Source organism: Micromonospora sp. WMMC273 (assembly GCF_027460285.1).
In the GTDB taxonomy this organism is placed as follows: domain Bacteria; phylum Actinomycetota; class Actinomycetes; order Mycobacteriales; family Micromonosporaceae; genus Micromonospora; species Micromonospora aurantiaca.
Map to the genome: position 1 here is coordinate 3,899,033 of NZ_JAPZBE010000001.1, position 13,820 is coordinate 3,912,852.

Here is a 13,820-nt window from a genome sequence, read left to right on the forward strand (position 1 = left end):
AACCACGGGTCACCCCAACAGGGAAGGAGAACCACGCCATGGACACCCCTGAGCGCCACAAGAAAGCAATGCCAACCCAGTGGGGGAAACAGCTTGCCGAAATCCCGGTCAGAATTTTCGGAACAGCCAGAACAGGACTACAATATTAATTGCGGTCCGAATGTCGCCGATGCGGCATCGTCCGCTGGAATTCAGGTAATCGCACCCCTGGAACCGCCACAATTCGGGCCGGCCGCCGCGCGCGCGCTCCTACGGCTCCTCGTCGAGGTGCACCGTGCCCACTGCGCCGCTGTTGAAGACCTCACGGAGGAAACATGACCGTTGACCATGACCGCCTGAGACGAGACCTCACGAAGATGAGCTTCGAAGCCCCGACGCTCTCCTTCGCCTTCTACGGCCGGGTCTCCACCGAGGACAACCAGGATCCGGAGTCGTCCCGACGCTGGCAACTATCACTCGCCCGGACGTTGATCACCCCTCGGGGCGGCGTGATCAACGAGGAGTTCTTCGATGTTGGCCACAGCCGGTCCTTGCCGTGGCAACGTCGTCCGGAAGCCAGCCGGCTGCTCGCTGCCCTGCGCAACCCTCAGCGCGGCTTCACCGCTGTCGTCATCGGTGAGCCGCACCGCGCCTTCTACGGCAACCAGTTCGGTCTGACCATGCCGCTGTTCACGCACTACGGCGTCCAGTTGTGGGTGCCGGAGGTCGGCGGGTTGATCGATCCGGACAACGAGGCGCATGACCTGGTCATGTCCGTCTTCGGCGGCATGAGCAAGGGCGAGCGGAACCGGGTGAAGGTCCGGGTCCGCACCGCCATGGCCTCCCAGACTCAACTGGAGGGCCGCTTCCTCGGCGGACGGCCACCGTACGGCTACACGCTCAAGGACCTCGGACCGCACCCGAACCCGGCAAAGGCCGCCGACGGCAAACGCCTCCGCGGCCTGACCCCCGACCCGCAGACCGCACCCGTCGTCCAGCGCATCTTCGGCATGTACCTGGCCGGATACGGAATGTTCGCCATCGCCGAGGCGCTCACCCGCGACGACATCCTCTGCCCCTCCGCGTACGACCGTGCCCGCAACCCCCACCGAGACGGGCTCGCCTGGTCCAAGACCGCCGTACGGACGATCCTGACCAACCCCCGTTACACCGGCCGCCAGGTCTGGAACAAGCAACGCACCGACGAAGTGCTGCTCGACGTCGACGACGTCGCCCTCGGCCATACCCCGGTCATGCGGTGGAACCAGCGCGACCGCTGGGTCACCTCCAACGAACTGGTCCACGAGCCCCTGGTCGAGCAGGCAGACTTCGACCGCGTTCAGGACATGCTCGGCCTTCGAGCCCGCACCGCCACCTCACCGAGACGGGCACACCGATCCCGCCACCCCTACGTCTTCAAGAGCCTGGTCCACTGCGGCATCTGCGGCCGCAAGATGCAAGGCCAGCACTCCCACGGCGTCGCCTACTACCGCTGCCGCTTCCCGCAGGAGTACGCCCTCGCCAACAGAGTCGACCACCCCCGAAATGTGATCATGCGGGAAGACGTGCTGATCACACCGCTGGACACCTGGCTCATACAAGGCTTCGGGCCACTGCACCGGCGGAACACCATCACCACACTCCTCGACCAGGCCCACACCGGCACGCCCACCGCCGCCCCGACGGCGCTCGAAGGAACCACAATCGCCGAGTGCGACGCCAAACTGGCCCGCTACCGGGCGGCACTCGACGCCGGCGCCGACCCAGGCGTCGTTGCCGGCTGGATCGCCGAGACCCAAGCAGAACGCGAACACGCCGAACGGCACCAGCACACGCCAGTCGAAGAGAAGACCAACGTCCCTGCCCGCTACAGCGAGGAGCAGATCATCGCCGTCGTCGAGGAACTCGGAGACCTCGTGGCCGCCCTACGGAACGCAAAGCCGGAACACAAACTGGAGGTCTACCGCAGCCTCGGGCTGCACCTGTCGTACGACCCGGAAACACAAACGGTGCGGGCAAGTGTTGACCTTGCCGCGCACCGTTGGGATTCAGTTGGTGTCCGAGGGGGGACTTGAACCCCCACGCCCTATACGGGCACTAGCACCTCAAGCTAGCGCGTCTGCCATTCCGCCACCCGGACCTGCACGTACCAGCCTACCCGGTCGACCAATGTGAGCTACTCACCGCATCGGTCGGCCTGGCGGGCCGCACGGGGCATTACTGTACACGGCCCATAACGATCATGCACATCAGCTCCATCGCGGCGCGTTTGCGCAGGTCAGCGGCCACATAGATCGGGTGGGTAGCGCGCAACAGGCGATTCCGGGCAGCATTGCTCCCGTGTCCCACCCCTCCCCGTTGATCGCCACTCAACACCAGGCCCTCGCACTGCGCGCCGCGGGTGACCTGACAAGCGCCCGCCGCCTGCTCGCCGACGCGATCGTCGCGGCCCGCCCGGCGTACGGCGAGGACCACCAGGACGTCCTGGCCACCGGTCACCTGCTGGCCCGGCTGCACCGCGAGGCCGACGACCCGGCCTCCGCCCGGCGCGTACTCGAAGAGGCCTACGCGGCCGGCGAGCGCCGCCGCGGCGAGGCCGACCCGCTGATGCTCGCGCTCAGCTTCGACCTCGCCGGGGTGTCCGAGGAACTGGGCAACCGGCACGAGGCCCGCCGCAACTACAGCCGCGTGGCGACCGCCGGGTCCGCCGTGCTCGGTCCGGACCACCCCGCGGTACGCGCAGCCCGCCAGTACCTCGGCGGCTCCGCCGCCGCTCCCGCAGGCTATGGCCCCTCCCCCGGCGGCTCCGCCGCCGCTGCCGGACCGCTCCCCGCTCCACCCCCGCCCGGCTACCCGAATCCGGGCCGCCCCGGGTACGCCAATTCGCCCCTGCCCGGACACGTCGATCCAGCGCCGCCGGGCATCCCCGGGCCGGTCCGGCCCGATCCCGGACACCCCGGTCCCGGACACCCCGGGCACGGGGTGCCCGAGCCCACCGTCTCGTTGCGGCCCGTCCCACCGCCGCACCCGCACGCTCCGGCACCGCCAGGTCCCGTCGCCCCGGGTGCGCCCGTCGCGAATCCGCCGGCACCCGGCTCACAGTGGGCGCCCCGCCCGGGCCCGGCACCGCAGGCGCCCCGCCCCGGGCAGCCACCTCAGCCCGCACCGATCGTTCCTTCACCACCGGTGGCGCCTGCCCCGCCGCACCCTCCCGGCGCCGGGCCGAACGGACCCGCCAGTCCGTGGGCGCCGCCCTCGCCGCCCGCCGCGGAGCCGACGACCCGGTTCGCGCCCATCACCGAGGAGGCGACCTCCCGGTTCCCGGTGGTGCCCATCGAAACCACCGCCCCGGCGACGCCGCCCACTGCCGGGAGGGTCCCGCATAATCCCGGTGTCCGGCCGGTGCCCCCGGCTCAGGGCGTCATCCCGGTGCCACCGGCCCGGCGCGCCTCCCAGGCTCCGCCGGCAACGTACGGTCGACCGGCCGCCGCTTCCGGTGTGACCCCGGTGCCGCCCCGTGCCCCCGCCGCATCCCCGCACCCGTCAACCGCCGGCACATCGATGCCCGGTCCGGCACCAGTATCACCCGCTGCGACGCCTGGAACGCCGACGGCAGAACCCACCGCCGGGACGCGCGCGCTGCCGCCGCCACAGACGCCGGGCATCGCCCGTGCGCCGTCGCTCCCGCCCCCGCCGGTCATTCCGCCGCCGCCCGCACCGCCGGTCGCCGAGTCGCCTCCCGCCGGAATCGCCCCGCCACCGTCGCGGATGCCCTCGGCGGGACTCGTGCCGCCGCCTCCGTCCGTCCTCCCGCCGGCGCCGCGCGTGCCGGCTCCGGCGAACAGCCCCCTACCGTCACCGCCGGCCGTTCCGGTTGTCCCGCCGGTGTCGGCCCAGCCCCTCCCCCCACCGGTCACCCCTCCGGCCTCGGCCACGCCACCGGCACCCGCCTCCCAGCCGGTCGCCGAATCGGCGCCGGCCGCTGCCACCGCAGCGACGCCGGTCCCTGCGCCGCCCGCGCCGCCGCAACCCGCGCCCGCCCAGCAGGCGCCGTCGACGGCCGAGGCAACCGCTCCTCCGCGTCCCGCCGTCGACCGGGTGGCCGGCATCGACACGAGCGATGCGGGACGGGGTACGACACCGCCGATCCCCGGTGGACCGGGCTGGGACAAGCCGACGATCCAGGTGCAGCAGATCGGCCCGCTGCTGGAGGAGGAGGCGGCGCGCAACGCCGCGACGGCGGCCCCCGACGCCCCGGTCAAGCCCGCGACAGCCGGTGCCGTCGGCGAAACCCCGGCCGGCGCACGGCCGGTCAGCGGACCGCCGGTCAGCGGACCGCCCGCCGGCTCACCGCCCGTCAGCACACCTCCGGTCGACCCGGTCCAGGCCGGCTCGTCCGGAACGCCCGTGGTGAGCGCACCGCCGTCGAGCGCATCCCCGGTCGACGGATCGTCGGTGAGCCCTTCGGCCACGGGTGAAGGCGCCGCTGCCGCGAGCATGAGGCAGCCGCACACGCCCGAGGCCGGCGCACCGGCCACCGGTGCTCCGGCAGCAGACGTAGCGCCACCGCCCGCCGCGCCCCAGGCCGGCGCTCCACCCACCAGCGCTGCACCGGTCATCCCTCCACCCACCAGCGCACCGCCGATCGGATCGCCCTCGACGTCTCCGGTCAGCGCGCCCCCTGTGAACCCGGTCAGCGGGCCCTTCGGGCAGTCGGTCAGCGGTCCTCCGGGGCCGCCGATCAGCGCGCCACCCGGACCCGGCTACCCACTGCCGGTCAGCGCGCCGCCCGGACTTGGGTACCCGCCACCGGTCAGCGCGCCGCCCGCCGGACACCCACCGGTGAGCGCTCCCCCCGGCACCTATCCGCCGCCCGTCAGCGGACCACCCGCCGCACCGGTCAGCGGTTCCTCCGTACCGCCGTGGGGCATGGTCGCGCCACCGTGGAGCAGCGTCGCCCCGTCCCAGCCGGTCGACCGGCAGGCCCGGCCCGAGCCGGAAGAGGACGAGCCGGCACCCGTCGAGACGGCAGCCGAACCGGACGCGGACGCGCCGGAGCCGAACCGGCAGATGACGATCTACGAGGACCTGCTGGACTTCCCCGAGTCCACGCGACCGGAGCCGCCGGCCCAGCCGGAGCAGGGCGCCTGGCCGGCGACCCCGCCGATGTTCCACCAGCCGCCGCCGGTCCCGCCGCGGGACGCGTACCCGATGGAGCCGGAACGGCCGGGCCGCAACCGGACGGTGCTGGCCCTTGTGGTCGGGGGTGCGGTGCTCGCGGTGGTCGCGGCGGTCGGTGTCGGCGCGGTGTTGCTGAACCGGGAGGCGGCGCCGCCGCCGGCTCCCGTGCCCGCGTCCGGCGCCGCGTCGCCGAAGGTGACCGGGCCGCCGCCGGGAGACCTGAAGCTGCGCGACGACACCACCACCGTCACGGTGACCTGGACCGATCCGACGAACGGCGGGGTGCCGTTCGTGGTGGCGGGCGGCCGGGCCGGGCAGAAGCTCGGCGTGATGGCGACTGTGGACGCCGGGCAGACCCGCTACACGGTGAACGGGCTGAGCGCGAAGCTGGACTACTGCTTCACGGTGCTGGCTGTCTACTCGACCGATTCGTACGCCACCTCGGGTCAGGTCTGCACGGACCGGGAGGGCGGCCCCACGCCGAACTGAGCGTCCACGGACGACACGCTCGGTGTCCACAGGGGGACGGTGCGGGTTTCACCGGCTCCGGGCGGCACCTATGATGGCTCCCGGCTCTGGGGAGGGTCGGCCGTGCTCGGCGTCGCTCCCCGCACCGACACGGGGAGGCAGCCGGCAGTGACCACCATCGAGGACGTCACGGGCACCGCGCCGGAGCAGGCTCGTCCACGGTCGCGGATGCGGGGCGGGCTGGTCACCATCGGCACGGTGGCCGCGCTGCTGGCCGCGATGGGCCTGACTGTGCTCGGGCTGGGCGCGGCCGACAACGCGGTGGCGAGCTTCGACGCGTCGTCCTGGTTGTGGAGCACCACCCGCAGCGAGCTGGCCCGGGTCAACGGCGTCACCGCGCGGGTGGACACCCGGATGGAGGTGCCGGGTGGGCGGCGGCACCAGGTGCAGGTGGCGCAGACCGACCGGCTGCTGATCCTGCGCGACCTCAACACCGGGCAGGTCAGCTCGCTGGACCTGGCGACGTTGCAGATCACCGCGACGACGCCGACCGCGCCGGGGTTCGGGGTGAGCGTGGCGCTGCACGAGGACGCGGCGTTCGTGGTGGACGCGGTGCAGGGCATCGTCCGGCAGCTGGACCCGCGGGCGTTGACGCCGGTGGGTGAGCCGGTGCGCTACCCGCCGGGTATCACCGGTGGCACGTTCGACGGCGCCGGCAAGCTGTGGGTGGCGGTGCCGAGCGAGGGCACCGTCTCGGCGGTGACCGCCGCCGAGCTGCCGGAGACGCCGGGTGACGCGCCGTCCGCGGGGCTCAGCCCGGAGCGGGTCGAGACGTACGACGTGGCCGAGCCGGCGCACGAGCTGGTGGTGTCCACGCTGGACGAGGGTGTCGCGGTGCTGGACCGGACCTCGGCGTCGCTGGTGACCGTGGTCGGCGGGCAGACGCAGCGGGCGGAGCTGAGCATGAGCGCGCCGGGCAACCTGCCGACGCGGACCAGCGGGCCGCAGGTGCCGGTCACGGTCCCCGGTGACAGGTCGGTGCACGTGGTGCGGGACAGCCGCGAGGTGAAGCGGTTCACGGTTCCCGGCGCCGGTGCCCGGTTGAGCCCGGCGGTGGCGTGGGCGGGCCGGTTCTACTGCGCCGACGAGACCACCGGCACGGTGTACGCCTTCGACGGCGAGGGTCAGCTCGTGCAGACCGTCAAGGGCTCCGGCCGGCCCGGCCCGGTCGAGCTGGAGGTCCGGGAGAACCACCTGTTCATCAACCCGCCGGACTCGTCCACCGCGCAGGTGGTTGACGACCGCAACCAGGTGCGTGAGGTCGACAAGTACGCAAACGACGTGCTGGGCGGCGACCCGCCGCCGGTGGCCCCGCCGCCGCCCCCGCCGAAGAAGCCGAAGGTGTCCAAGCCGGGTGCGCCGAAGTCGGTCACCGCCGCCGCGGGTGACGCGTCGGCGCGGGTGAGCTGGCAGGCCGCCCCGTCGAACGGCGCCGAGATCATCCGGTACGTGGTGGAGGGCGCCGGTCAGACCCACCAGGTCGGCGCGAACCAGCGCGCGCTGGAGATCACCGGTCTGACAAACGGTGAGACGTACACGTTCTCGGTGCACGCGGTGAACGCCAAGGGTGAGGGGCCGGCGCGGCGCAGCAACCCGGTGGTGCCGACCGCCGAGGTGCCGGACCCGCCGGCGTCGGTGACCGCCGAGGCGCGGCCGGACGGCACGGTGCGGGTGAGCTGGCCCGAGGCCGACGGTCAGGGCAACACGATCGCGAGGTACGCGGTGACGGCGACCTCGGCGGGTGCGAGCGCCCCGGCCGGTGAGTCGGCGAAGACGGAGTTGGTGGTGCCGGCCGGGCAACTGGAGTACGGCACGCAGTACGCGTTCACGGTGACCGCGGTCAGCGAGAAGGGCGCCGGGTCGAAGGCGTCGCCGGTGAGCAACACGGTGGTGCCGTTCACCGTGCCGAAGGCGCCGACGGAGCTGCGCGCGTCCACAGTCGCCGACCAGCCGGGCACGATCGCGGTGCAGTGGTCCCCGGCGGTGGACAACGGCCGCCCGGTGACGAAGTACGTGGTGGAGGCTGCCGGGAAGTCCGTCGAGGTGACAGACGTGCAGGCCACCGTGGGCGGACTGGGCAACGGGCAGAACGTGACGGTGAAGGTCAAGGCCGTGAACGAGGCCGGGCCGGGACCGGAGGCGAGCACCACCGCGCGGACGGTGGCCGAGCCCCGGATCACGGTGACCGGCTCGTCGGCGGACGCCACGTCGGTGACTGTGACGTTCACTGTGGACGCGGGCGGCGGGCGCGCCTCCTGCACGGCGGCAACGGGCGGGAAGACGGCGAGCGGGAGCTGTTCCAGCCTGCGGGTGACCGGGCTGACGCCGGGGACGGCGTACACGGTGACGCTGACCGCGAGCAACGCCGCCGGTAAGGGCACCGCTTCGCGTGCGCAGACCACCGACCCGGTGTACGGCGTCGCCACGTGCAAGAACGGTCCGGACGGCGACCAGCGGACGTACTGCGATCGGGAGATCCCCGGCGAGCGCAACGGCAACGAGATCTTCGAGGTGCCGAGGCAGGACAACGACCGGCAGGCCGGCTGGGTGCCGGACGGCCACCGGCTGCGCACGTACTGCAAGGTGAAGGGCGAAGACGTCAACGCCTGGATCTACAACAACAACAAGCAGAGCACCTGGTGGGTCCAGGTGGACTACAAGGGCAAGACCTACATCCCGTGGGCCTGGCTCAACCTGGAGGGCGGCGACGACCTCGGCGTCCTGCCCGCCTGCTGACCGCACCCGAGAGGCGCATCCGTGAACACGCACGAACCGCTGAGCCAGCCGGAGGTGCAGGGCTTCGCCGCTCTGGCCGCCCGGCTGGCCGACAACGTCAACGCGGTCGTGCTGGGCAAGCCGCAGGTGGTGCGGCTGGCGCTGACCGCGCTGTTCGCGCAGGGACACGTGCTGCTGGAGGACGTACCGGGCGTCGGCAAGACCACGCTGGCGCGGGCGATCGCGGCGACGGTGAAGGGGCAGTGGCGGCGCATCCAGTTCACGCCGGACCTGCTCCCCTCCGACGTGTCGGGGGTGACCATCTTCAACCAGGCCAGCCGGGGCTTCGAGTTCCACCCGGGGCCGGTGTTCGCCAACATCGTGATCGCCGACGAGATCAACCGGGCGTCGCCGAAGACGCAGTCGGCGCTGCTGGAGGTGATGGAGGAGCGGACCGTCACGGTCGACGGCGTCCGGCATCCGGTGCCGCAGCCGTTCCTGGTGGTGGCCACGCAGAACCCGGTGGAGATGGACGGCACGTACCGGCTCCCCGAGGCCCAGCTCGACCGGTTCCTGGTGAAGCTGTCGGTCGGCTACCCGGACGAGGCGGTCGAGGTGGAGGTGCTGCGCGGCGCCACGGTCCGCTCCCCCGACTCGCTGACCGCCGTCACCGACACCGCCACGGTGGGCGAGATGGTGAAGATGGCCCGGCGGGTGCACATCGCCGAGCCGCTCTACGCGTACGCGGTGCGGCTGGCCGCGGCGACGCGTACCCATTCGCAGGTGCGGGTCGGGGTGAGCCCGCGCGGGGTGATCGCGCTGACCCGGGCGGCGTGCGCGTACGCGCTGATCGACGGCCGGGGCTGGATCATGCCGGAGGACCTGAAGGCGCTCGTCGAGCCGGTGTTCGCGCACCGGCTGCTGCTCACCCCTGATGCGCAGGTACGGGGTGTCACGCCGGCCGAGGTGCTGCGCCAGGCGGTCGCGTCGGTGCCGGTGCCGCTGCCGTCGGGCCAGGCCGCAACGGTGCACGGCTGAGCGTGGGGATCACCGCCCGTGGCATCGGGCTGCTCGTCGCCGCCCTGGTGCTGCTCGGCGTGGGGTTCCGGTACGCGTACCCGGAACTGACGGTGCTCGGTGCGGCGGCCGTGGTGGCGGTCGGCTACGCCGTGGTGAACGCGGCCTGGCGGCCCCGGCTGAGCGTGGCGCGGCGGGCCGACCCGGACCGGGTGGCCCGGGGTGAGCCGGCGGCGATGGAGCTGACGGTGCGCAACACCGGCCGGTTGCGGGCGGCGAACCTGGTGGCCGAGGATCGCTGCGCCGGCGCGCTGGTGCCGGTGCCGCTGCTGCGGTTGCGGCCGGGCGCGGACACTGTGGTGCGGTACGAGGTGCCGACGCACCGGCGCGGGGTGGTGCCGGTCGGGCCGCTGCGGGTGGTGCGCCGGGATCCGCTGGGGCTGGTGGCGCTGGCGCGCGGCTACGGGGGCACGGTGCCGGTGTGGGTGTATCCGCGCATCCACCCGCTGTCGGCGGTGCCGACGGGTGCGGGGCGCAGCCTGGACGGTCGTACCGACAGCGTGCCGCACGGGTCGATCACGTTCGACTCGTTGCGGGAGTACGTGGTGGGTGACGAGTTGCGCCGCGTGCACTGGCGCACCAGCGCCCGGGTGGGTGAGCTGATGGTGCGGGAGAACGTGGACACGAGCCTGCCGCGCCTGGCGGTGGTGCTGGACAACCGGGCGTCGGCGCATCCGGGCCGGGCCGGCGGAGTCGCGGAGTCGTTCGAGTCGGCGTGCGAGGCTGCCGCGTCGGTGGTGGCCGCCGCGGTGCGGGAGGACCTGCCGGTGCAGCTGCTGCTCGTCGTACCGGCCGAGGTGGAGCCCGCCGGGGCGGCCGGGCCGCTGGACCGGCTGGCCGCCGTGGAGCTGACGGACGCCGGGCCGGACGTGCTGCCCGCCGCGACCGGGCGGCTGCGCCGGGACCGGCTCGGCGACACGCTCGTCTTCCTGACCGGGCCGGGGGGCCGCGACGACCTGGGGCACGTCGGCGCGCTGCGCGGCGCGTACCCGTCGGTGGTGGTCGGGATGTTCGGCGCGGACGGGCCGACGGCGGCCGGCGCGGCGGGCCTCACGGTCCTGGACGCCGCGGACGGCGCGGCGTTCGCCGCCGAGTGGGACGGGGTCCGCCGGTGGTGACGCCGCCGGGGACCGGGACGGTGGCGGAGCGGGCGGTCCGGGCGTTGCGGGCCGTGCCGGTGCCGGCCGCGCTGATCGTGCTTGTCGCGCTGTCCGGCGTGGTGCTGGGCCGGGTGTACGCGGACCCGCTGCTGACGCGGCTCATGGCCGGTGCGGCCGTCGGCTCGGTGCTGGTCGGCGTGGCCGCGCGGCGGCTGCCGTCCTGGCTGGTGGCGCCGCTGTCGGTGGCCGCGATGACCGGGTGGACGCTGCTGTCGCTACGGCTGGCCGCCGCGCACGCGGCGCTGCCCGGCGGGCTCGGCGGGGTGGCCGCCGACGCCGCCCGCAACGCGATCCCCCGGCTGCTCACCGCGATGATCCCGGTCGAGCCGGCCCCGGACACGGTGCTGGTCCCCGTGGTCGCGGCGTGGCTGGCCGGGCTGACCGCCGCTGAGGTGGCGCTGCGCGCCGGGCGGGTGCTGCTGGGCTACCTGCCGCCCGCGCTGCTCTACGCCGGCGCGCTCTACGTGGTCGGGCCGAACGCGGATCCGGCGATCGGCCCGACGGTGCTGTTCGCCGCGGTCGCGGCGGCCGGCCTGGCGACGCCCGGGCGCCGCGACGGCCCGGCGCCCGATCCGGTCGCCGGCCTCACTCCCGCGGTACGCGCGGCGGTGCGGCTGCGGCTGGTGGCGGCGAGCGCGGCCGGGCTGGCGGTGGTGGTGGCGCTGGCGGCGCTGCTCGCCCCGGTGGTGGCCGCCCAGGTCGACGAGCGGCCCGTCGACCCGCGCCGCTACGTGGAGCCGCCCCGGGTGGAGTCGCTGGACGAGAACCCGCTGATCCGGATCTCCGGGTGGGCGCTGAACCCGGACCAGCGGCTGCTCGACGTGCGCACCGTCGCGGGCGCGGGCGGGGACGGGTCGCCGCGAATCCGGCTGGCGGTGCTCAGCGACTACGACGGGGTGACCTGGCGGGTCGGCGCCACGTACCGCAACGCGGGGCGGATCCTGCCCGCCGCCGAGCCCGCCCCGGACGCGGCCACCGACGAGGTCCGCCAGGAGATCACCGTCGGCGACCTGACCGGGCGGCTGCTGCCGGCGGTGCCCACGCCGCGCGAGGTGACGGGCGCGCGGGTGGCGTACGACCCGGGGACCGGGACGCTGATCCGCCCGGAAGGGCTCGCGCCGGGCCTGCGGTACGAGGTGTCGTCGGTGCGGGAGCGCCCGGACGCGAACCTGCTGCCCACGGCGAACGTGCCCGCCGGAGACGAGGTGGCCCGGGTACTGCGGGTGGCCGACGGTGCACCCGAACCGGTGCGCCGGCTCGCCACCCAGCTCGCCGAGTCGAACGGCGCCCCGTACGCGCGCGCCGACGCGATCGCCACGTTCCTGGCCGAGCACTACCGGGTGACGGCCGACGCGCCCAGCGGGCACGCGTACCCGAACCTGGCGTTCTTCCTGTTCGGACCGCGTAACGGCGGCGGGCAGCGGGGCACCTCGGAGCAGTTCGCCGCCGCGTTCGCGGTGCTCGGCCGCCTCGCCGGCCTGCCGACCCGGGTGGTGGTCGGGTTCGAGCCGAAGGGCGACGGTCCGGTGCGGGCGGCCGACGCGTACGCCTGGCCGGAGGTGCTGTTCGACGGCGTCGGCTGGGTGCCGTTCGACCCGATGCCGCAGCCGAACGAGGAGCCCCGCCCGGTGGAGGAGGACTTCCGGCCGCAGCCGGAGGACCCGCCGCCGTCGGAGGTGCCGGCGCCCACGGAGGAGCCGAGCGCCACTCCCCCGGCCGCCGCGCCCGCGCCAGGCCGGGCCGAGGGCGGGCTCGGGACGCCGGTGCTGGTCGGTGGTGGTGTCGGCGGGCTGGCGTTGCTGGTCGGCGCGGTGCTGGCCGCCCTGTACGCGGCGCGCCGCCGGCTGACCCGCTCCCGTCTGGACGCCGCCGACCCGGGCGAGCGGGTCGTGGGCGCGTGGCGGGAGCTGACCGACGCGTTGCGGCTGGCCGGGCAGCCGGCCGGGCCGGACCTGGCGGCGGCGGAGGTGGCCGAGCGGGCCCACCGGACGCTCGCCGAGGCCCGCGCGGCGCGGCCCGGAGCGGGCGCGGCCGGACCCACGGACCGGACCGGGGAGGGCGCGGCCGGACCCACGGACCGGACCGGCGAGGGCGCGGCGGCCGGCGGCCCGGACGAGGCAGCGGTCGACGAGCTGGCCGCCCTGCTCAACCAGGCGGGATTCGCGCCGGGCAGTGTCACACCGGAACAGGCGGAGCGGGCCGCACGGCTGAGTCAGGGCTTCGGCGACGCGCTGCGCGCGGCCCGCTCCCGGTGGGGCCGGTTGTGGTGGACGGTCCACCCGGGGCCGCTGCGGTGGCGCCGCTGACCGGACCGGCCGGGCGGCGGCGCGCGGTCCGCTGCCGGCCAGGTTCGGAGGACGCTGCCGCGACGCGCCGGGCTCAGCGGTCGGCGGCGCGCAGCTTCCGGACGAGCTTGCGCAGCCCGGCCTGCCAGCCGTCCGGGTCCTCGGCGCGGCGGCGGGCGTAGTCGGCGACCTCCGGGTGCGGCAGGATCAGGAACCGCTCCTCGGCCAGCCCGGCGACGACCGCGTCGGCGACCTGGTCCGGGGTGAGGATCGTCCCGGACGCGGCGATCACCCGGGCGCCCAGGTGTCCCTCGGCGAGGCCGTCGGCGAGCATCGGGGTGTCCACGCCCTGCGGGCACAGCGCGCTGACCCGGATGCCGGCGTCCCGGTAGGTGATCGCCAGCCACTCGGCGAGTCCCACGGCGGCGTGCTTGGTGGCGGTGTACGGGGCGTCGCCGACCGCCGTGAGCACACCCGCCGCCGAGCAGGTGAGCAGCAGGTGTCCCTGGCCCCGGCGGAGCATTCCCGGCAGCGCCGCGCGGGCGCTGTGCAGGTGCCCGAGCACGTTGACCCGCCAGGCCCGGTCCCATTCCGCGTCGGGCGCGTCGATGCCGCCGCCGGTGGCGACGCCGGCGTTGGCGCAGAACAGGTCGATCCGGCCGTGGCGGCGCTCGGTCTCCTCGACGAGCGCGCGTACCGCCGCCTCGTCGGTGACGTCGAGCCCGACGCCGCTGGCCACCGGGCCGATCGCGTCGGCTGCGGCACGGGCCGCGTCGGCGGCCAGGTCGGCCAGGACGATCGCGGCGGCGCCTTCGGCGGCGAACCGGCGGCCCAGCGCCGCCCCGATCCCGCCGGCCCCGCCGGTGATCACCACCACCCGGTCGGTCAGGTTCAT

9 protein-coding genes, 1 tRNA gene and 1 pseudogene are annotated in these 13,820 nt (G+C 74.6%); 7 read left to right on the forward strand and 4 right to left on the reverse strand.

What is annotated here, in order from left to right; all coding sequences use genetic code 11:
- Window positions 1–314 precede the first annotated feature (314 nt).
- A complete protein-coding gene (locus O7611_RS17935) occupies window positions 315–2,054 on the forward strand; it encodes a recombinase family protein (RefSeq protein ID WP_269697270.1) in 1,740 nt (579 codons plus the stop codon).
- On the opposite strand, the gene O7611_RS17940 is transcribed toward O7611_RS17935, so the two are convergent.
- A tRNA-Leu gene (locus O7611_RS17940) sits at window positions 2,033–2,119 on the reverse strand. The genes O7611_RS17935 and O7611_RS17940 overlap by 22 nt on opposite strands.
- A 200-nt stretch (window positions 2,120–2,319) precedes the next feature.
- On the opposite strand from O7611_RS17940, the pseudogene O7611_RS17945 reads away from it, so the two are divergent.
- A pseudogene (locus O7611_RS17945) lies at window positions 2,320–2,493 on the forward strand (hypothetical protein); the annotation flags it as partial.
- 641 nt (window positions 2,494–3,134) lie between these two features.
- Here O7611_RS17945 and O7611_RS17950 read toward each other — a convergent pair.
- Window positions 3,135–3,344 carry a hypothetical protein gene (locus tag O7611_RS17950; RefSeq protein ID WP_269698194.1) on the reverse strand — a complete coding sequence of 70 codons (210 nt, stop codon included), beginning with the start codon at window positions 3,342–3,344 and terminating at the stop codon, window positions 3,135–3,137.
- Between the two features lie 48 nt (window positions 3,345–3,392).
- Window positions 3,393–4,517, reverse strand: a complete 1,125-nt coding sequence (locus tag O7611_RS17955; RefSeq protein WP_269698196.1) for a hypothetical protein — start codon at window positions 4,515–4,517, stop codon at window positions 3,393–3,395.
- 304 nt (window positions 4,518–4,821) lie between these two features.
- Between O7611_RS17955 and O7611_RS17960 the strand changes: the two genes are divergently transcribed.
- The 5 genes from O7611_RS17960 (at window position 4,822) to O7611_RS17980 (ending at window position 12,946) form a co-directional block, all read left to right on the forward strand.
- Window positions 4,822–5,649, forward strand: coding sequence for a fibronectin type III domain-containing protein (locus O7611_RS17960; protein WP_269698116.1), 828 nt, complete (start codon window positions 4,822–4,824; stop codon window positions 5,647–5,649).
- Window positions 5,650–5,856: 207 nt separating this feature from the next.
- Window positions 5,857–8,424 carry a fibronectin type III domain-containing protein gene (locus tag O7611_RS17965; RefSeq protein WP_269698117.1) on the forward strand — a complete coding sequence of 856 codons (2,568 nt, stop codon included), beginning with the start codon at window positions 5,857–5,859 and terminating at the stop codon, window positions 8,422–8,424.
- Window positions 8,425–8,445: 21 nt separating this feature from the next.
- On the forward strand, window positions 8,446–9,441 hold the full coding sequence (locus tag O7611_RS17970; protein ID WP_269697271.1) for an AAA family ATPase: 996 nt from the start codon (window positions 8,446–8,448) through the stop codon (window positions 9,439–9,441).
- A gap of 2 nt (window positions 9,442–9,443) precedes the next feature.
- Window positions 9,444–10,598: a DUF58 domain-containing protein gene (locus O7611_RS17975; protein WP_269697272.1), complete on the forward strand. Its 1,155-nt coding sequence runs from the start codon at window positions 9,444–9,446 to the stop codon at window positions 10,596–10,598.
- Complete coding sequence (locus tag O7611_RS17980; RefSeq protein ID WP_442929355.1) at window positions 10,574–12,946, forward strand: transglutaminaseTgpA domain-containing protein; 2,373 nt, start codon at window positions 10,574–10,576, stop codon at window positions 12,944–12,946. Before O7611_RS17975 ends, O7611_RS17980 begins: the two co-directional genes overlap by 25 nt.
- 73 nt (window positions 12,947–13,019) lie before the next feature.
- Here the strand turns inward: O7611_RS17980 and O7611_RS17985 are convergent, their stop codons facing one another.
- Window positions 13,020–13,820, reverse strand: a complete 801-nt coding sequence (locus O7611_RS17985) for an SDR family oxidoreductase (protein ID WP_269697274.1) — start codon at window positions 13,818–13,820, stop codon at window positions 13,020–13,022.

Coding starts and splice junctions, on each gene's coding strand:
- O7611_RS17985 (WP_269697274.1), bottom strand. CDS start 13,820: ATGAACCTGACCGACCGGGTGGTGGTGATCACCGGCGGGGCCGGCGGG.
- O7611_RS17935 (WP_269697270.1), top strand. CDS start 315: ATGACCGTTGACCATGACCGCCTGAGACGAGACCTCACGAAGATGAGC.
- O7611_RS17965 (WP_269698117.1), top strand. CDS start 5,857: ATGCGGGGCGGGCTGGTCACCATCGGCACGGTGGCCGCGCTGCTGGCC.